The sequence below is a fragment of the Streptomyces sp. NPDC029041 genome, assembly GCF_040637515.1.
Lineage (GTDB): Bacteria > Actinomycetota > Actinomycetes > Streptomycetales > Streptomycetaceae > Streptomyces.
The window spans coordinates 76,731-98,569 of sequence record NZ_JBEZWO010000022.1 but is presented as its reverse complement, the minus strand read 5'-3'; the positions used below and the strand labels follow the sequence as shown (position 1 = coordinate 98,569).

General features: G+C 74.2%; 23 protein-coding genes. 6 read left to right on the top strand and 17 right to left on the bottom strand.

The features are described from left to right. Positions 1-16 precede the first annotated feature (16 nt). The 4 genes from AB0F04_RS36095 to AB0F04_RS36080 form a co-directional block, all read right to left on the bottom strand. Entirely contained in the window at positions 17-1,312 is a 1,296-nt protein-coding gene (locus AB0F04_RS36095; RefSeq protein ID WP_362050090.1) for a hypothetical protein, read from the bottom strand. A 111-nt stretch (positions 1,313-1,423) separates the two neighbouring features. After that, complete coding sequence (locus AB0F04_RS36090) at positions 1,424-2,329, bottom strand: hypothetical protein (RefSeq protein ID WP_362050087.1); 906 nt, start codon at positions 2,327-2,329, stop codon at positions 1,424-1,426. A 175-nt stretch (positions 2,330-2,504) separates the two neighbouring features. Beyond that, positions 2,505-2,990 carry a DUF4913 domain-containing protein gene (locus AB0F04_RS36085; RefSeq protein ID WP_362050084.1) on the bottom strand — a complete coding sequence of 162 codons (486 nt, stop codon included), beginning with the start codon at positions 2,988-2,990 and terminating at the stop codon, positions 2,505-2,507. Between the two features lie 40 nt (positions 2,991-3,030). Then, positions 3,031-4,065, bottom strand: coding sequence for an NlpC/P60 family protein (locus AB0F04_RS36080; RefSeq protein ID WP_362050081.1), 1,035 nt, complete (start codon positions 4,063-4,065; stop codon positions 3,031-3,033). Between the two features lie 134 nt (positions 4,066-4,199). Between AB0F04_RS36080 and AB0F04_RS36075 the strand changes: the two genes are divergently transcribed. After that, complete coding sequence (locus AB0F04_RS36075; RefSeq protein ID WP_362050079.1) at positions 4,200-4,592, top strand: hypothetical protein; 393 nt, start codon at positions 4,200-4,202, stop codon at positions 4,590-4,592. Next, positions 4,589-5,863, top strand: coding sequence for a DUF418 domain-containing protein (locus AB0F04_RS36070; protein ID WP_362050076.1), 1,275 nt, complete (start codon positions 4,589-4,591; stop codon positions 5,861-5,863). The genes AB0F04_RS36075 and AB0F04_RS36070 overlap by 4 nt, the downstream gene beginning before the upstream one ends. On the opposite strand, the gene AB0F04_RS36065 is transcribed toward AB0F04_RS36070, so the two are convergent. The 8 genes from AB0F04_RS36065 to AB0F04_RS36030 all read right to left on the bottom strand — a co-directional run bounded on the left by AB0F04_RS36065 (position 5,766) and on the right by AB0F04_RS36030 (position 14,221). Beyond that, complete coding sequence (locus tag AB0F04_RS36065) at positions 5,766-7,583, bottom strand: TraM recognition domain-containing protein (protein ID WP_362050073.1); 1,818 nt, start codon at positions 7,581-7,583, stop codon at positions 5,766-5,768. The genes AB0F04_RS36070 and AB0F04_RS36065 overlap by 98 nt on opposite strands. Beyond that, a complete protein-coding gene (locus AB0F04_RS36060) occupies positions 7,571-9,361 on the bottom strand; it encodes an ATP/GTP-binding protein (protein ID WP_362050071.1) in 1,791 nt (596 codons plus the stop codon). The genes AB0F04_RS36065 and AB0F04_RS36060 overlap by 13 nt, the downstream gene beginning before the upstream one ends. Then, on the bottom strand, positions 9,358-10,851 hold the full coding sequence (locus tag AB0F04_RS36055) for an SCO6880 family protein (RefSeq protein WP_362050068.1): 1,494 nt from the start codon (positions 10,849-10,851) through the stop codon (positions 9,358-9,360). Before AB0F04_RS36055 ends, AB0F04_RS36060 begins: the two co-directional genes overlap by 4 nt. A 184-nt stretch (positions 10,852-11,035) precedes the next feature. Then, positions 11,036-12,262, bottom strand: coding sequence for a hypothetical protein (locus AB0F04_RS36050; protein ID WP_362050065.1), 1,227 nt, complete (start codon positions 12,260-12,262; stop codon positions 11,036-11,038). Between the two features lies 1 nt (position 12,263). Continuing rightward, on the bottom strand, positions 12,264-13,082 hold the full coding sequence (locus tag AB0F04_RS36045; protein WP_362050062.1) for a hypothetical protein: 819 nt from the start codon (positions 13,080-13,082) through the stop codon (positions 12,264-12,266). A gap of 23 nt (positions 13,083-13,105) precedes the next feature. Then, positions 13,106-13,390 (bottom strand): hypothetical protein, encoded by a 285-nt coding sequence (locus tag AB0F04_RS36040; RefSeq protein ID WP_362050059.1) that lies wholly within the window; start codon positions 13,388-13,390, stop codon positions 13,106-13,108. An 85-nt stretch (positions 13,391-13,475) separates the two neighbouring features. Further along, positions 13,476-13,766, bottom strand: coding sequence for a hypothetical protein (locus AB0F04_RS36035; RefSeq protein WP_362050056.1), 291 nt, complete (start codon positions 13,764-13,766; stop codon positions 13,476-13,478). After that, positions 13,763-14,221: a hypothetical protein gene (locus tag AB0F04_RS36030; RefSeq protein ID WP_362050054.1), complete on the bottom strand. Its 459-nt coding sequence runs from the start codon at positions 14,219-14,221 to the stop codon at positions 13,763-13,765. Before AB0F04_RS36030 ends, AB0F04_RS36035 begins: the two co-directional genes overlap by 4 nt. Before the next feature lie 485 nt (positions 14,222-14,706). Between AB0F04_RS36030 and AB0F04_RS36025 the strand changes: the two genes are divergently transcribed. The 3 genes from AB0F04_RS36025 to AB0F04_RS36015 all read left to right on the top strand — a co-directional run bounded on the left by AB0F04_RS36025 (position 14,707) and on the right by AB0F04_RS36015 (position 17,156). Continuing rightward, positions 14,707-15,564, top strand: coding sequence for a transglycosylase SLT domain-containing protein (locus tag AB0F04_RS36025; protein ID WP_362050051.1), 858 nt, complete (start codon positions 14,707-14,709; stop codon positions 15,562-15,564). A 21-nt stretch (positions 15,565-15,585) separates the two neighbouring features. Next, positions 15,586-16,467: a hypothetical protein gene (locus AB0F04_RS36020; RefSeq protein ID WP_362050048.1), complete on the top strand. Its 882-nt coding sequence runs from the start codon at positions 15,586-15,588 to the stop codon at positions 16,465-16,467. Positions 16,468-16,610: 143 nt separating this feature from the next. Then, positions 16,611-17,156, top strand: coding sequence for a sigma-70 family RNA polymerase sigma factor (locus AB0F04_RS36015; RefSeq protein ID WP_362050045.1), 546 nt, complete (start codon positions 16,611-16,613; stop codon positions 17,154-17,156). Between the two features lie 45 nt (positions 17,157-17,201). Here AB0F04_RS36015 and AB0F04_RS36010 read toward each other — a convergent pair whose 3' ends face one another. The 5 genes from AB0F04_RS36010 to AB0F04_RS35990 all read right to left on the bottom strand — a co-directional run bounded on the left by AB0F04_RS36010 (position 17,202) and on the right by AB0F04_RS35990 (position 21,098). Then, positions 17,202-17,624, bottom strand: a complete 423-nt coding sequence (locus AB0F04_RS36010; protein ID WP_362050042.1) for an acyl-CoA thioesterase — start codon at positions 17,622-17,624, stop codon at positions 17,202-17,204. A gap of 58 nt (positions 17,625-17,682) precedes the next feature. After that, positions 17,683-18,318 (bottom strand): hypothetical protein, encoded by a 636-nt coding sequence (locus AB0F04_RS36005; protein WP_362050039.1) that lies wholly within the window; start codon positions 18,316-18,318, stop codon positions 17,683-17,685. A 38-nt stretch (positions 18,319-18,356) separates the two neighbouring features. Beyond that, positions 18,357-19,187, bottom strand: coding sequence for a cytochrome c oxidase assembly protein (locus tag AB0F04_RS36000; RefSeq protein ID WP_362050036.1), 831 nt, complete (start codon positions 19,185-19,187; stop codon positions 18,357-18,359). Continuing rightward, positions 19,187-19,750, bottom strand: a complete 564-nt coding sequence (locus AB0F04_RS35995; protein ID WP_362050033.1) for a DUF2243 domain-containing protein — start codon at positions 19,748-19,750, stop codon at positions 19,187-19,189. Before AB0F04_RS35995 ends, AB0F04_RS36000 begins: the two co-directional genes overlap by 1 nt. A 139-nt stretch (positions 19,751-19,889) precedes the next feature. Then, the gene (locus AB0F04_RS35990) at positions 19,890-21,098 is read right to left on the bottom strand and encodes a pyridoxal phosphate-dependent aminotransferase (protein WP_362050030.1); all 1,209 of its coding nucleotides are present in this window, start codon (positions 21,096-21,098) and stop codon (positions 19,890-19,892) included. 86 nt (positions 21,099-21,184) lie between these two features. Here AB0F04_RS35990 and AB0F04_RS35985 point away from each other — a divergent pair, with 86 nt between their 5' ends. Then, positions 21,185-21,811: a helix-turn-helix domain-containing protein gene (locus tag AB0F04_RS35985; protein WP_362050028.1), complete on the top strand. Its 627-nt coding sequence runs from the start codon at positions 21,185-21,187 to the stop codon at positions 21,809-21,811. Positions 21,812-21,839: the final 28 nt, after the last annotated feature.

Sequence of the window (21,839 nt, the reverse complement as noted above, 5' to 3'; positions counted from 1 at the left end):
TTTGGGGCGACGTACCTCATGTCCGTCCTCTCTTCTGGGGGGTGGTGGGGGTGGTGGGGATGTGGACCTGCGCGGGGCGGTGCGGACGCGTCGGCGTGTCCGGGGTGCCCGGGGCCGTGGAGGTGGCGAAGGGCCGGAGGGTGTCGAGGGAGCCGCGTACGGCCGCGTGCCCCTCGCTGCTGAGCAGGGGCGGCGGGGGCGCGCTCCTGGTGGCGTCCGTCGGCGGCCCGGCGGGGTCCGGGCCCCGCCCGGCTCCCCGGGCGGCTCGCTCGGCCGCGAGGAAGGCCTGGCCGTCGAAGGCGTCGGTGGAGCGCGGAACGGCGGTGGGGCCGTTGCCCAGTTGCTCCCGCCGGGCTTCGACGGCGGCCCGGAAGCCCTCGCCGTCGAGGGCCGCGGTGGAGGCGGGGGAGGCGGTGGCGCCGGTGCCGAGTCGTTCCCACTGGGCCAGCTGGGCCGCCCGGAAGGCCTGCCCGTCGGCCATCTCGTCCTGCCGGGGGCCCCCGAATCCGCTCCGGTCCCGCGCCGGGGACGGTGCGGTGTCCGGCCGCTCCCGCTCGGCCGCACGCTCCCAGCGTGCGCGCAGCGTCGCGAACTGCCGTGCGTCGGCTGCCATGATCCGGTCACGGGCGGCGTCCAGCGCCTCGGCGGCGGTGCGGGTGCCCGCCTCGGTCTCCGTCTGCGCAGCGCTGCCGGTGGTGGCGTTCGCGCGGGCGGCCGACGCGGTCCGGGACGGACCGGCCCGCGGCGACGCGCGCTCCTGTGGGTCCGCGCCCGCGGACGACTCCCGCAGGACTTCCCGCATATGGGCGTTGGCCGCGTACCGGGCGACCGTCGGCATGCTCTCCGGGGACCGCTCGTACGCCTTCCTGAACCGGTCGTCGGTCCGCAGCAGGTGGAGCACCGCGTCCTCGAAGGCCTCGTGCCGAAGCGTCGGCAGTCGGCCGATCCGCCGTTCCAGGCGCACCACGTCCGGGTGCGCCGACGGTCCGGCACCCTCCGGGGACGGCCCGTCCACACGGGTGGGGGCGGGGGCGGCCGTCTGCGCCGGGACCGGCTGCCAGGACCCGGCCGCGCCCGCGTCCGGGCCGCCGGCACCGGCCCGGTACCGGCCGGACAGCCGGCCGACGAGCCTGCGCAGGCGCTCCGCCGACCTGCTCCAGGTGCCCGGCGTGTCCGCCGCGTCGCGTCCGGCGCCGCGGCGCCCTTCCCGCAGGCGGTACTCGGTCGTGATCAGCTGACGCGCCAGTGCGGCCTCGGGACGCTCCACGGCCGGCCGGTTCCGGTTCGGGGAGGCCGCGTCGTCATCCGCCACGGTGGCCCTCTCTCAGGTCGGGAGGTGTGGACAAGGGGGACAGCAGCGGGCGTGCCGGGGTCGGCGGTTCAGCCCCGGCACGCCCGCGCCGGTACGGCGGTGCGGTGTCCCTCAGCGGCGGCCGACCGGCTTCTTGCCCTGGGCCTTCGCGGACAGCTGCGTCTGTGCCGGCTGCTGACTGCTCACGCGTCCGCTGGAGGTGCCGGCCGGGCTGAAGTTCCCGGCCGGGGTGTTGTTGGCCGGGGTGTTGCCGGCCGGCGCCGACAGGGACGAAGTGGAGGACGGCGGCGCCGTGGCCGGGGTGAACCCGGGCGGATACTGTCCCGGCTGGTTGCCGAGCATCGGGTTGTGGTGCATCCCGTACATCTCGTAGCCGGGGTCGTCCGCCGTCCGTCCCGGGTCGGTGTGGGCGTGGTGCATGACGTCGGTCATCGTGGCGCCTCCGGCCACCCATGAACCCGCTCCGCCGACCATCTTGGTCGTCGAGGACTCCTGGTCGGCAACGGCGGCGTAGGTGTTCAGCGCCGTGGAAATGAGCCTGCCGACGCTGGCGCTCACCTGGACCGGGTCCACGTGGCCGCCCGCCCTCGACTGCTGATGCTGGCCGTAGAGTTCGTAGCCGGCCACACCGGCCTGCGCGGCTATGCCGACGCCGTTCACGATCGTGGCGGCCCGGCCGGACGTGAACGCCGAGGCGCCCTGGATGATCGTCGGGGCGACGTCGACCAGTGCCTTGACGACGCGGGACTTGTTCTCCGCGACCCACGCGGCGGCGCTCTTGCTCCACCGCGCGACCTGCTGGCCCCTCGGCTGGGCCGTGTTGACCGCGTAATACTGCCGGGCGGTCTGGTCGTACACGCCGGTGCCCGCGCCGGCGAACAGCGGCGGCGCGTCGTCCGGGACCGCCGCGCTGGAGACCCGGGCCCGCGCCTGCCTTCCGTCGTCGGAGATCCTGACGGACGAGTAGGAACTGGCGTTGGAGTTGGCGCTGTCGTCGGAGTGTTCGGATCCTGCCATGTCACCCTTCCTTCCGGGAGGTGAGCGCTCCTGGGGAGCCTGTGACGGTGCCGGGACCGGCACCGCCGACCGGATGGCTGCACCGATCGCGAACACAACGCGCCTGCGGGGGCGGACGGTTCATCCCCTTCGCCCGCACGCGCCGCGCGGGGCGCGGGTGTTCACCCGGCGGCCGTCATGACCACGGGGACGGTGGCGGAGGAGGCGGCGGCGGTCCGAAGGGATCCATCGTCTCGACGGTGGGTGCCGCCTTCGGGCGGTGCATACCGGGCTTGCAGCCCGCGAAAGGGCCCTGCGGGTCGCGCAGGGTGTCCATGACCGACGACAGGTGGTCGCGGTGCCAGACGGCCGGTCCGGTCATGTCGGAGCCGGGCCCGGTGAGATCGCCCCAGGCGAGCCACAGGCCGTGCAACCGGGCGACCGCCTCGGGGTGTTCCCACCAGACGGAGCACCAGGGGGACTGGGAGCTGACCTCCCTGCCGTAGACCGGCAGCAGCACGTGGTGCGTCCACAGGGTCAGCTGCCGCAGAGTCTGCGCGTACGCGGGCCCGTCGAGGTAGAGGATGAAGCGCGGCGGGGTGGGCTTCTCCTCGCCGGGCGCGGGGGAGGGCGGGGCGGCCTGGCTTCCGGCGACCGAAATGGACGTCTGGGCGGTGGACATGGTGATCTCCCGAGGGGGGTGGAAACGATGACTGACGTGGTCAGGCGTCGGGGCGCACCACCCCGAGGATCTCCATCGACCCGGCCGGCGCCACCGTCACGTGACGCCCCGGGCGAGGGGCGTGGATCATCCGGCCGTCGCCGATGTAGAGCGAGACGTGACTGGCGTCGGCGTTGTGGATGATCAGGTCACCGGGGCGCATCTTCCCCAGCGGGACGCGGCGCAGCAGCCGCCACTGCTCCTGCGAGGTGCGCGGGACGACCACGCCCGCCGCCAGCCACGCCTGCGAGGTGAGACCGGAGCAGTCGTAGGAGTCGGGGCCCTCGGCGCCCCAGACGTACGGCTTGCCCAGCTCCCTGGTCGCGAAGGCCACGGCCTTGCGGCCCGCGCTGCTGCCCTCGGTGCCCGCGCCGTCGAGGACGCCCGACCGCACCCAGTGCGCCTGGGCCTCGTCGGCCGTCCTGCGTTCGAGCGCGGCCAGTTCACGGCGCTGCTTGTCCGCCAGCCCCGACTCCACCTCCCGGGCCTCCCGGATGCGCGACCGGATCGTCCGGCGGTGGGAGCCGAGAGAGTCGCGGTTCTTCCTCAGCCGCTTCAGCTCCTCGGCCGCCGCCTCGCTGCGGGTGCGCAGTTCGTCTTCCGCCGTGGTCAGGGCGGCGACCGTCCGCCGGGTGGCCAGCTGCGCCCGACGGACCAGGGAGGCGTTGTCCAGCGCGCGTTCCGGATCACCGCCCAGGGCGAACTGCACCTCGGCCGGGACACCGCCCCTGCGGTACTGGGAGCGGGCCGCCGCCCCGGCCAGGCCGGTCAGACGGCTCAGCTTCCGCTCGGCCGCGGCCACTTGGGCCCCAAGCGTGCCGAGGCGCTTCTCCTGCCGGGTGACCTTGCCGTCCAGCGCGTTGTACTGCTCCGTGGCGACCTCGGCCCGGTGGTAGAGGCGGTCGAGTTCGGCGCGCACCTCGGCGAGGGTCTGCGGTTCGGCGACGGCGGGCTGGTGGAGCGTCGCCGTCAGGGCCAGGGCCAGCGTGACGACGGCCGCCGTCCGACGGCCGTGCGCGCCCGGGATGTGTGTCATGCGGTTCATGGCTCCTTCGCGGTCACGTGGACGCCCGCACAACGGCCCCGTGCCCCGCAGAGGTTCAAGGACGGTGTGAACCGGGCGGCCCCGCGGGCCGTTGTGCCCGCAGGGCGCCGGGCGAAGGGGCTGATGTGAACGCACAGGTGGTGCTGCTCGCGCTGAGCACGGGGCTCGGCCTCGGCAGTCTGCTGGCCGCGGTCCGGGCGCTGGCGACCGCCGCCGCCCTGTGGGCGCGCGGCCGGCGGGTGGCGGGGCGCGTGACGGCCCGTGCGGCGACCGACCCGCGGCGCGGCGGTCTCGTGGTGTTCTCCGACCACCTGGGAAGGGATTTCGTCCTCGATCCGGGCCCGCTCGGGCCGTTCTGCGGCCTGCCCCCGGTCGGCGACAGCGTGCCGGTCGTGTACGCGCGCGACCGGCCCACCGGGGCCAGACTGTGGACGTCCCGGCACCTGCTGGCCCCGTCGTTCGGCTGGTTCCTGTCCGCCACACTGGCGTTCGGCACCGGGGTCGTGACGGCCCGGTGAGCCGGGCCGGTGCTCCGCGGGTCGGCGAACTCGACGTGCTGCGCGGATTCGCCCTCTTCGGCATCCTCGTGGTCAACGCCCTGCTCATGGCGGGCCCGGCCACGGTCTTCGGCGGCGGACCGGGAGCCCCCGCCCCGGACCGGGTCGCCGGATGGCTGGTGACCGCGCTGGTCACCGCGAAGTTCTACGTCCTGTTCTCCTTCCTCTTCGGCTACGGCTTCGTCCTCCAGGCCCGAGCCGCGCGCCGGGCCGGCGCCGCCTTCGCCCCTCGTCATCTGCGGCGCACGGCAGGCCTGTTCGCCCTGGGCGCGCTCCACGCGGTCCTGCTGTACCCCGGGGACGTCCTGACGACGTACGCCGTCCTCGCCCTGGTGCTGTACGGGCTGAGAGGGCTCACCGTCCGCGCCGCGCTGAGGCTCGCGGCCACCCTGCTGCTGCTTCTGTCGGCGCTGCTGCTCGGGTACGGGCTGCTTGCCGTCGCCCTCACCGAGCCGGTCACCGCCACCGGGCACGCGCCCCCGGCCGCCGCGCGCGCCGCCGCCTACCGGGGCGACGCCGCCTCGGTGCTCGGCACCCACCTGCGGGACCTGCCGGCCGCGCTCGGCACCGGCCTGCTGTACGCGCCCGCCATGCTGGCCGCGTTCCTGGGCGGGCTGGCCGCGGCGAAGTCCCGGCTGGCCGAGCGGCGCGGACAGGACCGCGCGTGGCTGCGCCGGACGGCCCTGCGGTGGCTGCCGCCCGGCCTCGGCGGTGGCGTGGTCGCCGCCTGCTGCGTGAGCGGGCCGCTGGACGGCCGCTGGTTCTTCGTCGGGCAGGCGGCCACCGTCCTGACCGCCCCGGCGCTCACCACGTCGTACGCCTGCGGGCTTCTGCTGCTCACCCGCCGGTCCAGGGCCCGTGTCCCGGCGGCGGCCGGTGTGCTCGCCGCCGGGCGCATGGCACTCAGCCACTACCTCACCCAGTCACTCGTCCTCGCCTGGGTCTTCTCGGGGTACGGGCTGGGGCTCTACGGCCGCGCCGGCACGGTCGCGGTCCTGGCCGGGTGCGTCCTGCTCTACGCCGTGCAGCTGGCGCTCGGCGCGTGGCTCGCGGCGCGGACGCGGTACGGGCCGGCCGAGCACCTGCTGCGCGCCGTCACCCGGGGACGGCGCCCCCGGGCCGTTCCGCGCGGGCTCACGACACCTGCTTCGACAGCGGCACACCCTGCGGCCCCGGCAGACCCGGAACAGCGCGCGGACCGGGCGGGAGACGGCGTGCGGCCCGCTCCGTGATGGCCGCCGTCTCCGCCTTCGCCGCCGCCGATATCGCCGCCGCGCCGGGCTCCTTGTACCAGGGGCGCAGCCGGATCAGCGCGGGCCTGACGCCGGTGGCGAGCAGCAGGGCCGTGCCCTTGGGCAGGGCACGGATGCGGTCCGGCGGCAGAACGGCCTCCTGGCGGTAGGAGTACGACCGGGACGTGCCCTCCTTGCCGCGGGAGACGGTGGGGGTGCGGACGTCGTGCTGGCCGACGAGCGTGGAGATCTTCTGCACGAAGTCGGCGTCGTCCAGACCGGCGCCGAGGAGTTTGACCGTCGCCGCGCTCCACAGCGCGTCCATGCCGACCTCGCCCCAGACCCGGGCGCCCTGGCGGTAACTCTGCAGCAGGGTCACGACGTTGATGCCCCGGGAGCCGAAGTGCGAGTACAGGTCGGGCAGATCGGAGATGCGGCAGACGTTGGCGGCCTCGTCGAGGACCGCGGTCAGCGGCGGGTCCAGCCGGCCGCCCATGCGCTCGGCGGCGACCACACCGGCCCGCATCGTCGCGTCCGCGAGCCCGGCGATGACGCCGGCCGCGGAACCGCCGCCGTCCTTGGAGAGCAGGTAGAGCGTGTCGTGGCCGAGGACATGGACGTCGGGGCGGAACTCCGGCAGCCGCGGGTCGGGCGAGACCCAGGCGAGGATCTCCGGGTCGAGCAGGCAGGACACCGTCTGGCGGGCGGTCTCGTAGATGCCGTCCCGGGTCTCGACCGCACCGCGTACGGTGCCCTGCAACTGCTCGGCCATCGCCACGAGACCGGCGTCGCGCAGCAGGTCGACCGGGGTGCGGTCGGCGGGGTCGGCGAGCCAGCCGAGCAGTTCCGGCAGGGGGGTCCCGCTGCGGGCCGCCGCCAGGAAGAGAGCCGTGAGGGTGTTCTGGGCGGCCGAGATCCAGAAGTCCTTCTTCGCCGTGTCGTCGTTGACGGACGCCACGAAGTGACCGGCCATGCGGCGGGCGCCCTCGATGGTGTGGCACTCGCCGAGCAGGTCCCACCACAGGGCGCGCGGGGTGTGGGCGATGCCCTGCGGGTCGAACGTCCAGACCGTGCCCGCCTTCTCGCGCTCGGCGCGGGTGACCGCGTACACGTCCGACTTGTTGGACGTGAGCAGGACCGCGCCCTGGGCACGCAGCACCCGGGGAACAGCGATGCCGGTGGACTTGCCGGCCCGCGGCGCCATCAGGTCGAGCTCCACGTCCTCGTGACTGCTGCGCAACTCCGGCCCGTTCGGCATGAGGTCGCCCAGGAGGTTGCCGGTCTCGTCCGGGTGGAGCCGGTCACGGCCCTCCAGAGTGGGGCGCAGTTCACGGGCGCGGGCCTCGATGCCCTTGGGGCACATCGCGGCGAGTTCGCGCCGCCCGGCCAGGCCCTTGGCGCGCCCGGCCCGGCCCAGCAGGAGACGCAGCAGCAGGGCCACGGGCAGGGCCACGAGCGTCAGCAGAGCGAGCATGCCGCCGTAGAGTGCCGCGGCCGGTGTCCCGGGCCACAGGCCGCCGGGGCCGCCGGTGACCAGTTGCGTCACGGTGGACAGGGCGAACGGCGGGCCGTGCCAGCCGTTGCCGGTCAGTGCGGACCCGAGGGTCCCGCCGGACCAGACGACGGTGAACATGACCAGACCGGCCCCGGCGAGCGCCCCGATCGCCCACGGCAACTGCTCGTGCGCGCTGCCGGTGCCCCCAGTCCTCACGCGGTCCACCTCCCCGTATCGTCCCCGGCCGCCGGGCCCTCGGGTGTGCCGGGCAGCGCGTACGCCCCTTCCCGTGCGGCCCGGGCCACCTGTGCGGCGGTGTGGGCGAGTTCCTGCTCGACGGCCCGCTCTACGGTCTTCTCGTGCGGCGTCCACCGGGTGTTGGTGTCGTGCAGCCTGCGTTCGGCGTCGGTGATCGCGACCTTGATCGGGATGCCGGGGCGCCCGCCGACCTTGATGAGGAAGCGGCCCCGGCCGGGCGGCTCCTCGTGCTCCCCCGAGACCCCCCAGCCGGGCGGGGAGGACCACGACGACACGAGCTCGATCTCCCGCCGCGACAGTCCCACCACCTTGCCGAGGTCCTCCATCTCCGCCTTCGGCAGCCCGGCGCACACCACCATCCCCGCCCGTTCGACGAACCCGCGGGCCTTGGCCCGGTCGGCGTCGGTGCCGAGGGCCTCGGCGTCCTTGAGCGTGTGTGTGATCTTGGCGTCGCCCAGGCCGAGGGACCGGTTCAGCCGCGTCAGCGCGTCGATGCGGTCGACGATGCCGGAAGCCGCGCGCAGCGGGCGCCACAACTCGTCGAGCACCGTGAAGAACCAGCGCCGCGGTTCGAGACCGGCGTCCGCGAGCGCGTGCGAGGCGGCCACCGTGCCGAGCCCGTCGGACCAGGCGGCGAGCATCGCGGCGGCGGTCAGCTGGGTGTCGGCCTCACCGATGCCGGAGATGTCGATGCACACCGCCGGGGCGCCCGGGTCGATGCGCGTGGAGGTCTCGGAGGCGAACGTGTCGCCCAGCGGACCGTCGAGGATGCCCAGGAGGGAGCGGTGCAGCGGGTCGACGGCGTCCCGGTAGCGGGCGTCGTCCCCGCGGTCGAGAGTGACCGCCCGGACCCGGTCGGGGCCCTCGGCGAGCACCCGGAGCACGTCCGGCAGCAGCACCGTACGGCCCTGCGGGGTGCGTTCGCGCAGGTGGTGCAGGACGGCGGAGAGCACGGACTGCTCGTGGTCGTCCATCGGCCGGCCGCGCACGATGGTGATCAGCGCGGCCACCATGTTCAGCACCCGGCCGTGCGTCTCGGCCTTCAGCACCTCGCCCGCCTCGCCGCCGATCCGGGCCGCCGCCGCGCCCATGGCGCCCGGGTCGAGGACGTTGATGCCGCCCCGGCCGCGGCCGATGGAGATCACCTGGCCACCCAGGGCGCGGACGGTGTCGGCGTAGTCGGGCTTGAGGTCACCGAGGACCAGCGGTACGACCCCGGTCGCGGACAGACCGATCAGCATGCGGTTGACGAGCGTGGACTTGCCCAGGCCCGGCATGCCGAGCATGAACAGCGAAGGGTTGGAGATGTAGCGGGCCCGGGTGAACCAGTTCAACGGGTCGCCGCAGACCGTGGCCCCGGTGAACAGGTGCTGTCCCAGCGGTACGCCCGTCATGGGCGAGCCGGAACCGGCGGCGAACGGCCACATGCCGCACGCCTGCACGGTGGTGGCCCGCCACATGGTCGGCGGGTCCAGATAACCGACCCGCCCGCCCCCGGGCCCGTACCAGCCGCGTGGCGGCACGAAGAGCTCGCGCGGACGGGACCCGCTCTCCTTCCCGCCTCTGCGGCCTTTGCGGCCCCTACGGCTCCGCCCGCCGCCGTCCTCGCCCGGCCCGTCACCCCACCCGGGCTCCGCCGGCCGGGTGGCACCCGCTCCGGCACGGAGCGCGCCCAGTTCCTCGCGCGCCCGCAACTCGGCCAGCCGGTCGGCCTGTTCGGCCCGCTTCTCCTCACGCCGGCTCACAGCGCCTCCTGCAGCTCGTGGGGGATCAGGGTCTGCTCCCACGGGAGGATCCCGGCGGGCAGCGTGCAGCTGAACGCCGCCGCCTGCATCCGGTCAGCGGGCCGCATCAGCACCCGGGAGGCGGCCGTCAGGTTGCGCACGGTGACGCTCGCGTCGGCGAGCTGCTCCATGGTGTCGACGGTGACCGTCAGCATGAGCGAGAACTCCACGAGCCCCGCGCCCGACGCCTCCTCGGCCGCGGTCTGCTCCGCCGCCCGCATCTCCGAGGCCGCGCGGGCCTGCACCATGCCCCGGCCCGACGTCGCCATGAACTGGGCGCTGCGCCGGTCCGCCTCGACGATCCGGGCCGAGGTGGCCGGGTCGATCGGCCGGTACACGAGGGCGACCCGCTTGCGCCGGGTGCCGGGCGCCGCCTCCAGCATGCCCCGGAGCACCGAGGACCGGACCGTGCCGCGCGGCGCCAGCGTCATCAGCCAGGTCCGGGAGACCCCCGAGTCGTGCTGGTAGCTGCCCACGGTCTCGACGGCGGCCGCGGGCCCGGCGTCCTCCCACTCCAGGCCCGTACCGCCGTGCCGGGCACGGGCATCGAGGACGTCGGCGGCCACCGCCGGGTCGTAGGCCACCCGTACGACCTCCGCGATCCGTTCCGCCGACAGCGGGAGGGCCGCTCCGCCGCCCGCCGCCACCAGGCCGCTGAGCAGACCGGGGATGCGGATGGCGAGGTCGGTGAGCACGTCCTCCTTCTTCCGCCGCTGGTGGGCGGGCACGCCGTAGGTGAGGCTGACGTACGTGTGCATCTCGGAGGACGCGGTGGGGTACCGCTCGACGACCTCCTCCATCACCGCCCGGGCCGCCGCCGGAGCGTTCTCCCGGATGCGGGGCAGCACCTCGTGGGCGAGCCGGGTGCCGGGGTCGGGGGCGGTCTCCACGATCACCGACGCGCCGCGCAGGCCCGGCTCGTGTGCCAGCCGGGCCAGCCACTCGCCCCACAGCGCGACCCACACGTCCACCTGGTCGGGGTCGACGAGCGCACCGCCGTCGGGGTCGCAGCCGAGCACGATCGTGTAGAGGTTGCGGCTCGGATGGTGCAGCACGCCGAAGGGGCGGTCGTAGGCGTCCCGGCCCTCGGTCACCGTCACCTTGTTGAGCAGCCCCGGCGGACGGAACCGGCCGCCGGGCCGCGCGGAGAGCGGCCCGGAGACGTACAGGTGCGCCCCCTTGGCCTTGCGCCGCCGCCAGCCGATGCGCAGGGCCATCAGCTGGTAGACGTTGCGGCCGTCCTGGGTGCGGATGGCGAGCGGGACCAGCAGCACCGCGATGGGGGTGAACACCACCATCGCCGCGTACAGCGAGATCAGGGACGCGAGCAGCGTGAGGACGAGCCCGCCGAAGACACCGAAGGTGCCGACGAGACCGAGCGGGCCGAGCCCGGGACGCCGGGGGCGGCGCCAGTTCCCGTAGGTCGGGTGGGTGACGGCTTCCGAGGACATGGGGTCCGTATTCCCTTCGTGGAGTGCGCCGGTGTGGTGCGGTGACGGGCCGGGGCACGGGCGGAACGGCTGAGGAGGGCGGGACCGCCGGGCTCCGCGGGGGGATCGGGAGCTTGGCGGCCGTTCGGGATGGAACGGGCCGGACGGTCCGGCAGGGACGTAGGACCGGACCGGGCCGCAGGGGTCAGGTGTTGTGCCCCTTGTCGGGGTCGGCGCCCTCCAGCGAGCCGGAGGCGGTACGGCCGGCGATCTGCGCCGCCGTCACCGCCGCGCCGACGGCGACACCGACCGGACCGCCCGCCGCCGCGGCGGCCCGGCCCGCGCCCGCGGCCGCACCGCCCCCGCCGGCGCCGCCGCCCGCCCCGGCGCCCGAGGCGCCCGTGCGTCCCGCGCCGCCGGGACCGGGCGCGCCCGGCGCGCCGGAAGTCCCGCCCGAGCCCTGCGAGCCGCCCGAGCCGCCCGAACCGGACGCCCCCGACGCGCCGCGCGGACCGCTCTGCCCGCCGCTGCCGCCACTGGAGCCGAGTGAACGGGCTCCGGACGCCAGGGACCCGCCGACCGTGGACATGGCCCCGGACATGGCGGACGCCCCGCCGAGTGCGGCGGTGGCGGGCACGACGAGCTTCAGCAGGGCGGGCAGGGCGACGGCGGACAGCAGCATCACGCCGATACCGGCGATGCGTTCGTTGATGTCGCTGCCGCCGTCCCGACCCGAGCTGATCATGGCCGAACCCGCGTACAGCACCAGCCCGGCCGCCGGTTTGTACAACAGCCAGGCGATCATCCAGCCGAGGTGCTTGCGCCACCAGCCGCCGCCCCAGTCCGTCATCGAGGCGGCGGCGGCCAGCGGAAGGGTGCCCAGCAGCAGGATCATGACGCCGAGGCGGATGTACAGCAGGATCGTGTGGATGATCCCGGCGATCAGCAGCAGGAAGGCGAGGACCAGCAACAGGAACGCCTCGATGCCGTTGCCGTCGGAGCAGGCGCCCACGGCGCTCAGCTGCTTCTCCGCACCCGCGTTGAACAGGTAGGTGGAGTAGTCGTCCGCCAGGGCGGCGGCGGCCGTGACCACGGTGGTGGCGGCACCCGAGACCAGGACGACCCGCAGGATGCCCTTCAGCGCCGTCGTGCCGGCCGCGCCGCGCCGCTCGATCGCCATCCGGGCGGACGCGAACAGCAGTGAGCCGACCGCCAGATACACCACGATCCACTGGGTCTGGCTGTTGATGTCCTGTGCGGTGGTGGTCCCCGAGAGGGTCGGGATGCCGGTGGTCAGCGCCCCGAACACCGCGATGGCGCCCGCGAGGACGGCGTTGGCCACCCCTTCGACGATGGTCCCGATGGGGTCGCCGAGGAAGCTGAAGAACCCGACCGCGATGTCGACGATGGGATTTCCGGTCGGACACGCCATGTCAAACCCCCCAGAGGAGATGGCCGTTGGTTCCCTGGACCGCCTTCACCGGGGTGTGCAGGGCACCGTTGTCGGAGGGCTGCACCTTCCAGTCGCCGCCGCTCCAGCGCAGGGCGACGGAGGTCGTGGCGTAGCCCTGACCGGTCTTGAGCAGCAGCTCCACGGTCGCCGCCTCGCCGGAGTACGCGGGCACCGAGAATCCGGCGTAGGACGCGGCGGACGAGCTGCCGGACCCGGCGTCCCGTCGGGAGCCGGAAGCAGAGCCGTTGTCCCCCGTGCCGCCCGGGGCGTCGTCCCGGACGGTGGACCGCTGGAAGACGAACAGGTCCCGGCCCGGGCCGGCCACCACTTGCTCCCGCGCGATCGTCCGCCAGTCGGGTCCGCTCATGTGCGAGGGAATGACGTGGGCGGCCAGCACGGCCCCGGCCGGCGTGTGCGCGAAACACCACCACACGGGGCCCTGGGCCAGGGTCGGACCGGCAGACGCCGAGACGGGCACGCGCGCGACACCGAGGGCGCGCCAGTCGACGTCGTCCGGCGGGGACGTGGGCATGACGTCTCCGCGGCTGTCGTCGGTGCGGCAGCCGTCGGGCCGGCCGTCCTTCATGGCCGGGGTGCCGGACAGCGGCCCCTTCGACGGCGGGGCGCCGGCGCCGTCGTCCGCGGTGCCCCGGCCCGCCGTCAGGGCGACGATCCCGCTCAGCAGGACGACGACGCCGAGGAACGCCGCCGACACCTGCCAGCCGCGCTGCTTCCAGTACGGCTCCGACGGATCGGACCGGTACCGGCGTGGCTCCCGGTACTCCCTGCGCGTGAACATCTCGATCGTCCCGTCGTCCGCGCTCAGTTGAAGACGAAGCCGACCAGCGGACCGGCCGTGGCGACCAGGACGCAGCCGCCGAGCACCATGCCGAGACGGCTCATGTGCTCGGAGCTCTCACCGCGCTTGAGCGAGATGGCCATCATCGTGCCGGTGATCAGCACCCCGGCGACGCCGGCGGCGGTGCCCGCCCAGGCGGCTATGCCGAGCACGGTGTTGACCTTGCTGGTCAGTTCGCCGGGGGCGTTGCTCTGCGGCTGGGGCACACCGGCGGCGAGCAGGCTGGTCGTTTCGAGGAGCAGGGACATGGGATCTCCGGGTGGTCGGCGCCGCGCGTGAGCGGCGGGCGCGGGGAAGCGGGTGAGGTGGGTGGTGCGAGGAGGTGCCCGGCCCTCAGTGGAGGGACAGATCACCGAGGAACGCGACGAGCGGACCGGCCGTCGTGGCGAGCAGGCAGGCCAGGGTGACGAAGAAGAAGCCGCGGAAGTACGCGCCGCCCTCGCCCGGGTCGCCGCGCCGCAGCTGGATCGCCATCTGCATGCCGACAACGAGCAGGCCGGCGACGCCCGCCGCCGAGGCGCACCAGGCGAGGACACCGAGGATGGCGCCCGCGTCCGGGGTCGGGGTGTAGGCGGCGAGCCGCCCGCCGAAGGGCAGGGCGAGGCCTGTGAGGGGGGAGGTCATGCGTCGGTTCCTTCACCGTCGGCGCCCACCAGGTCGGCGAGCACGCTGAGTTGCCGGGGCAGCCGCGCGGGCTGTCCGCCTACGCGCCAGGCCGGGATCCACGGCACGCGCTGCACGCTGGCGACCGAGCGGACGACCCGGATGCGGCGCAGCAGGCCGAGCGGGAGCCGCCCGGGGGCGTCGGCGACGAGGACGACACCCAGCAGGTCGAGCCCCTGAGGGGCCTTGCCGTCCCGCAGCGCGCCCAACGCCCGTGACACGGCGCGCAGTCCGCGGGCGCTCGTCCGGCCGACCAGCAGGATCCGGCGCGGCTCGCCCCGCGCGGGCTCCGGCCAGCGCGCGCCCACGTCGACCCCGCCGAGCGCTTCGGCGAGCGAGGTGGCGCCGGCGCCGCCGTGGGCCTTGACCCACCCGATCTCGTCCCGCGACCTGCCACGCCCCGGGGCACGCCGCACCGGCTCGCTCCAGGGGGCCTCGCCGCCACCGCGGGACGGGGCGGAGGTCCGCAGGGCGGAGGCGGCGGAGCCCCCGCGGGTGGTCCGCCCCGGCCCCGGCAAGCGGCCAGGGCTTGGCGCGGGACCCGGGCGGGGCGCCCGAGCGGCGCTGGGAGCCGTCGTGGTGGCACGACCCGTCGAGGGAGCCGGGCCCTGCCCCGCACCCGGCAGGACGCCCGGGCCGGAGGTACCGCCACCGGGGGCCGCCGGCCGTCCGGGTCTCGGCCCCCGGACCCATGACTGCGGGTTCGACGGCGTCGCCTCAGGAGTGCTCATGCGCGGTCAGCCCTCCTTCTCCGCTCGTGCTTCGGATGTGCTGGATCATTCGATGTCCACGGGTTTGAACTGAATTGCTCCCGGGCCCGTTTCGATCTCCCGAGCCCGTCGACAGCACAACGGGCCGTCCAGCCGTCGCGGTTCAAGGCAAGAGGAAGAAGGCGGGCCCCATGAGCGCGGGCACGGGAGAAAGCGGAGAGGGCGGGACGTCCACCGCCGTCCGGAACACCATCGCCGCCGGCACCGGCACCGGCTGCGGCTGCCTGCTGTCGCCGCTCGCCCTGCTCGGCACCCTGGTCGTGATCATCATCATCGGCGGGTTCGGGGTGCTGCTGGCGCCGCTCATCGCGCTGATCCTGCTGTTCTCGGGCGGTGGCGGAGACGGTTCCGCCGGTGCGGACGACGTGGACGAGGTGATCGCCGTCTTCAACGGCGACGGCGGCGGCGAGCTGGACCCCTCGACGGTGCCGGAGGACCTGGTGGAGCCGATCGAGGAGGCCGGTGACCTGTGCGGGGCGATCGGCCCGGTCGTCATCGCCTCGCAGATCGAGCGGGAGTCCGGCTTCAAAGGGGAACTGGTCGGCGAGAACGGCGAGGAGGGCATCTCCCAACTGCCGCCCGAGGTCTTCGAGAAGTACGGCGAGGACGACGACGGCAACGACGAGACCTCGGCGTTCGACGCCGAGGACTCGATCATGGCCCAGGGCCGTCATCTGTGCGACCTGGCCGGGCAGGCCCAGCGGATGACCGACGCGAACGAGGCCACCGGCAGCGTCCTGGACCTCGCGCTGGCCGGCTACCACGTGGGGATGGACGCCGTGCGCGCGGCCAAGGGGGTGCCGCAGACGAACGAGGCGCAGGGCTACGTCCTCGCCGTCCGGGCCCAGTTCGCCAAGTACGCGGGTGTGGCCGCCCCGCCTCCCGGCGCCACACCGGGAGTCACTCCGGGCGCCACGGCAGGCGTCGCGCCGGGAACGGACCAAAACCCCACGGCTTCCCCGTCCGCGTCCGCCGCTTCCGGCGATTGAGCATCAGGAGGACTCGCAGTCATGACCCGCTTCGCGGTGCGCATCCCGGGTGAGGGACTCGCCGAGATCAACGGCGAGCTCCTGGTCGTCGAGGAGGGCGCGTCCGTGCACGAGGCCGTGCTGGACCGCCTGCAACGTCATGCGCAGGAGCGCGCCGCCCCGGTCGAGGCCACGGTGAACGACGGCCACTCAGGGGCCCACTTCGTGCTTCGGGTGGCACCCGACGGCTCCAGCCGCCTCCTCGACACGACGGAGCGGACGGAGGCGGCGGACCAGGCCCCCGAACCGCCGCCGGCTCCCGCCCCCGTCGCCGCGGCTCCCACCCACGCAGGTGTTTCGGCCGTCGCCGGGGCGGTCGCCCCCGCTCCCGTCTCGGCCGTCGCCGCGGCGGTCGCCCGGGCCAGGGCCGCGGCGACGGCGCCCCCCGCACCCGCCCCGCCTCCACAGCCGTCCCGCCCCCTCCCGCCGGAACTCGCCGCCCGGGTCGCGCACATCAACGCGCTGACGGCCACGGGCCGGATCGAGGAGGCGTCCGCCGAGGCGACCGCCCTGCGCGAGGAGCTGACCCGGTCGGCCGGCACGGAACACCCGGACGCGCTGGAGGCACGGGCCATGGAGGCGTACCTGGCACACCTGCGCGGAGACCACAGGGAGGCGACCGTCCTGGCCCTCTCGGTCGCCCGCATCCTGTGCGGCGCCGGTGCCCCCGGGGCCCCTGGGGCGATCGCACGGGCGGCGGCCGCCTGGCAGCGCCTGGAGGACGGCACGGCGGTGGTCGTCCACGGCAGCGAACTGCTGCACATGTGGGACCGGTTGCGCGGCGCCGGCCGCCTCGCGCCGGCGGACGAACGACTGGCCCGCCGGGTGCGCGCCCAGGTGGAGTCGCTGTCGGCCCGCGTGTGACCGGACGGGCGATGTACGAGCCGTGGACCGAGCGTCAAACGAGCGTGGAACGCCCCTGACCACACTCCGTTCCACCGGAGGCCCCGGTTCCAGCCGTCGCGGCTGGGCGGGCCGCCCCACGGAGACAGGAGCAGGAGCACACCATGAACGTGACGGTGATCGGGTCCGCGAGCGCGGTGTCGCCCGAGGAACGGGCGTTGAGGGACCTCTATCTGGAGCACGGCCCGGCCCTCTACGCGTACGTGCTGCGCATGCTGGGCGGCGATACCCACCGCACGGAGGACGTCCTCCAGGAGACCCTGCTGCGCTGCTGGAACAAGCAGACGCTCGCCGACGGCGAGGGCATGGCCGTACGCCCCTGGATGTTCCGCATCGCCCGCAACCTCGTGATCGACGCACACCGGACGAAGGCGGCCCGCCCGCAGGAGGTGGGCGGCGCCGACTGGCTGACCGAACTGGGCACGGACGCCGACGACATCGAACGCATGCTGTCGTCCATCGTCCTGCACGACGCCTTGGGGGCCCTGACACCGGCACACCGCGAGGCCCTGGAGGCCACCTTCTTCGCCGACCGCACCACGCACCAGGCCGCCACCGCGCTGGGCGTCCCCCAGGGCACGGTGAAGTCCCGCGTCTACTACGCCCTGCGCAGCCTCAGGGCGGCCCTGGAGGAGCGCGGTGTGCACTGACCGGACGTACCGCACGAGCACCCGGCGGGGGGTCCGGCCACGGCCCTACAGCCCGAACAGCCCCGGGTCCGAGGCCAGCTTCCTGAAGACCGCCGCGGGGTCGGCGACCAGCCTGCGCTGCTCCAGGTCCAGGATCCCGCCGACCGCCGTGATCTCCGCGGCCACCGTGCCGTCGGCCTTCACGACGGTCTGCTCGATCCGGAACGTCTTGCCACCGCTCCACTCGAAGGCGCAGGTCACCTCGGCCTCGTCGCCCGCGAGCAGCTCGCGTTTGTAGCGGATGGTCGTCTCCAGCGCGACCGGGCCCACGCCGCTGCCGATGAGGGCGGACTGGCTGATACCCGCGGCCTTGAGCAGCGACCAGCGGGCGTGCTCCGCGTAGTTCAGATAGACCGCCTGGTTGAGGTGTCCCTGGACGTCCGTCTCGTAGCCACGGACGGTCACTGGGACGGAAAACGGCTCGCTCACGGCTTTCCCTCCGGGTTCTCGTGCCCTGCACGACGATCCACCGATCTTGGCATGCTCATCACGCCCGGCGTGGTGAAGCCAGCAGATACCGGTTCCCGGTGCGCGGCTCACGGTGCTCGCTCACCTGCCAGCCTGCCCCCTCCAGGGTGGCCGCGCAGGCCCGCAGCGCCTCGCCGCTCGGCTCGTGCACGGCGACGGCCTCCGGCTGCGGGGTCTCCCGCACGCGGTACCCCGGGCCCTCCCGCCCCGCCGGAGCGTGCCCGGCCGCCTCCAGGGCCAGCGCGGCGGCCCGCACAAGATGCGCACGCTCCCAGCCGCACGGCCGGTCCACGTCCCCGCGGGGGTTGGTCATCCGGCGCAGCTCCAGCAGCCCCTGCCAGGCGCTGTGCACCTCCCGGCGCCGGGTCGGCCCGTCATGCGCAGGCCCCTCCTCACCGCCGACGCGCGCGGTGAACACGCCCGTCGAGGCGGACGCCTCATCGGTCCCGCCGGGCTCGGGTGCCTGTGTGATGCCCTGCCGCACCCGGTGCCCCTCCGGCGTCAGGAAGTGATCATGCGGCGGCCGGGGGTGGCGGAAGGCCAGCCCCCGCTTCACCAGGGCCGTGAGCTGCGATTCCGTGCCCCGGAGCCGCCCGGTGACGGGATCGGCGGCGTCGATGACACGCCGCTGCGCGGCGGTCGGCGGTCGGGTCACGGCGCGCTCCTCTCCGGCCGGCGACGGGCCCCGGGGCGCTACGCCCCACCTGCTGGAAGGCTACGACCCGCCACTGACACTCCGCGCCGGGGCTCTGGCCGCCAGGTGGCCACCAGGGCGGCGGCCAGCAGCAGCTCCGCCAGGTCGCCGCCGTAGTACATGATCTCTGCGCCGCCCCGCACCTGGTCGATCGGCGCGTGGATGTCGGCCCAGAAGCCGCCGTAGATCAGCTGGGAGATCACGGCGTGCGCCGCGATCGCGACGCCGAGACAGACCAGCCGGGCCCTGACCCCCGGCCGGGCGGGAGCCGGGTCGGGGCCGGCGATGACGTGGGCGAACAGGCATCCGGAGAGCAGGAAGTGCGCGTGCAGCAGCCAGTGCGCCGCCGGATCGGCCGTGGTCGCGTTGTACAGCGGGGTGAAGTACAGCACCGCGAGGCCGCCCGTGGGGAGGGCCAGCGCGACCGCCGGGTGGCTGAGCAGGCGGGCGGGCGGACTGTGCAGCACCGCGGTCAGGCGCCGGGCCCGGGGCGCGGGCAGGGTGCGCAGCAGGAGCGTGACGGGGGCGGCCAGGACCAGGGCGAGCGGCGCGTACATGCCGATGAGGAGGTGCTGGACCATGTGCCCGCGGAAGTCCTCGTGGGCGAAGGGGGCCACGGGCGGCAGCAGCGCGACGCCGAGCAGGAGGATCCCGCCCAGGAACCAGCCGGTCCGCCACCGGCTCCAGCCGAGGGCCGGATTGCGGTGGCGCGCCCGGTGGGCGAGCAGCAGGTAGGCACCGGCCGCGGCGAGCAGCAGGAGTGCGGGCGGCAGCCAGTCCGGGGTGCCGCCGCCCGTGGCCTGCCCGTGCCCATGCGGATGGTGGCCCATCAGCCGCGCAGGCCCTCGTGCCGGCCGGCGCCCGCACCGGGCTCGAAGGGCCGGCCGCTGCGCTGGAGCAGGTGGCCGACGGCGACCAGCAGGGCGCCCAGGACGAGGAAGCCGATGTCCCACCAGAGCCGGTGCTCGCCGGCGTGGACGTGGTGGATGCCGAGGACGTGGTGGTCCAGCACGCCTTCCACGAGGTTGAACAGACCCCAGCCGACGAGCATCCAGCCCCACAGCACCCGGGAGGTCCACACGCGCCGCCGGTCGTGGGTGACCCGCGCGTACAGCACGGCGAGTCCGAGCAGGACCGAGAGCCAGCACACGGTGTGGAAGACGCCGTCCCACAGGGTGTTCATCTCCAGTCCGGAGACGGTGTGGGGGTCGTAGTACTTCACCCCGATGCGGTCCTGGTTGGTGCTGGAGAGCATGTGGTGCCACTGCAGCAGCTGGTGCAGCAGGATGCCGTCGGCGAACCCGCCCATCCCGACCCCGAGCACGATGCCCGGCAGCTTGAGGTCCGCCGGTCGTGCGGTGCCGGACGGGGCGTCGCCCTGCGTGGTGGCCATCACTCGTCTCCGCTCCTGCTGGGGGGAAGGACCGAGGACGACGTTCCCCGCGGTGCGGCGCTCACGCACGGCGCAGGGCCTCCATCCGGCTCAAAGGCCCTTTCAGGCCGTCCCCGCGTGGCCGGGACACGCCCGGTGCCTACTGCCGGTACCCGCCGAGGAACCGCCCGATCCGGCCGATCGCCGCCTCCAGGTCCTCCGCGTGCGGCAGGGTCAGGATGCGGAAGTGGTCCGGTGACGGCCAGTTGAAGCCCGTCCCCTGCACCACCTGGATCTTCTCGCGCAGCAGCAGGTCCAGCACGAACCGCTCGTCGTCGTGGATCCGGTGCACCTCGGGGTCCAGGCGCGGGAAGGCGTACAGCGCTCCCTTCGGCTTCACGCACGTCACCCCCGGGATCTCGTTGAGCATCCGCCAGGCCACGTCCCGCTGCTCCAGCAGCCGCCCGCCCGGTGCGGTGAGCTCGCGGATGGACTGCCGGCCGCCGAGCGCGGCCTGGATGGCGTACTGGGCGGGCGCGTTGGCGCACAGCCGCATGGAGGCCAGCATGGTGAGGCCCTCCAGGTAGTCCTTCGCGTGCTGGCGCGGACCGGTGACCACCAGCCAGCCGGAGCGGAAGCCCGCCACCCGGTACGTCTTGGACAGCCCGCAGAACGTGAGGACGACCAGGTCGGGGGCGAGCGCGGCGGCCGAGTGGTGCACGGCGTCGTCGTAGAGGATCTGGTCGTAGATCTCGTCGGCGAACACCATGAGGCCGTGCCGCCGGGCGAGGTCGAGGATGCCCTCGACGATCTCCTTGGGGTAGACCGCGCCGGTGGGGTTGTTCGGGTTGATGATCACGACCGCCTTCGTCCGGTCGGTGATCTTCGACGCCATGTCGTCGAGGTCGGGGTACCAGTCGGCCTGCTCGTCGCACAGGTAGTGGACCGCCTTGCCGCCCGCGAGGGTCGTCACCGCCGTCCAGAGGGGGAAGTCCGGGGCGGGGATCAGGATCTCGTCGCCGTCCTCGATGAGCGCCTGGACGGCCATCGACACCAGTTCCGAGACGCCGTTTCCGAGGAAGACGTCGTCGACGCCGACCTCCAGGCCGAGGGTCTGGTAGCGCTGGGCCACGGCCCGGCGGGCGGAGAGGATGCCGCGCGAGTCGGTGTAGCCGTGTGCCTGCGGCAGCATCCGGATCATGTCCTGGAGGATCTCGTCCGGCGCCTCGAACCCGAAGAGCGCCGGATTGCCGGTGTTCAGGCGCAGCACGCTGTGCCCCGCCTCCTCCAGCGCGTTGGCGTGCTCGATGACCGGGCCGCGGATCTCGTAACAGACCTCGCTGAGCTTGCTCGACTGCCGGAACTCCATGCGCCGCTTCTCCTCTGCCGATCGTGTTGCTTGGTTTTACCAAGTGCGCGCTTGGAAAGTCCAACAACTTGTCTAGACTGCGTCGCATGCCACCTCGCCGAAGCTACGACCAGTACTGCTCTGCCGCCCGCGCGCTCGACGTCGTCGGTGACCGCTGGACCCTGCTGATCGTCCGGGAGCTCCTCGCCGGCCCGCGCCGCTACACCGACCTGCACGCGGACCTGCCCGGCGTCAGTACCGACGTACTCGCCTCGCGGCTGAAGGACATGGAGCGCGACGGCCTCGCCACCCGGCGACGGCTGCCACCGCCCGGCGCGGCCTTCGTCTATGAACTGACGGCACGCGGACGGCAGTTGCTGCCCGTGCTGCAGGCGCTGGGGGAGTGGGGGCAGGCCGAGCTCGGGGAGCGCCGGGCGACGGACGCGGTCCGGGCCCACTGGTTCGCGCTCCCCCTGCTGCGTCTGCTGGACGGTGAGGGAATCGTCGAAGTCCGCTTGGAGGAAGGCCTGTTCCACCTGTACGCCGGTGCCGAGGAAGGGCCCGTGTACGGCGACGGGCCCGCCCCCGCGGAGCCGGACGCCCGGCTGGTGCTGGACACCGGCACCTGCACGGCCATCGGCCGCGGGGAGTTGAGCCTCGCCCGGGCCGTGCGCGAGGGACGGGTCGAGGTGAGCGGCGAGGGCACGCTCGCCAAGGCGCTGCGCGCGGCATGAAAGAAGGCCCGCGGGCAGCGGGCCTTCC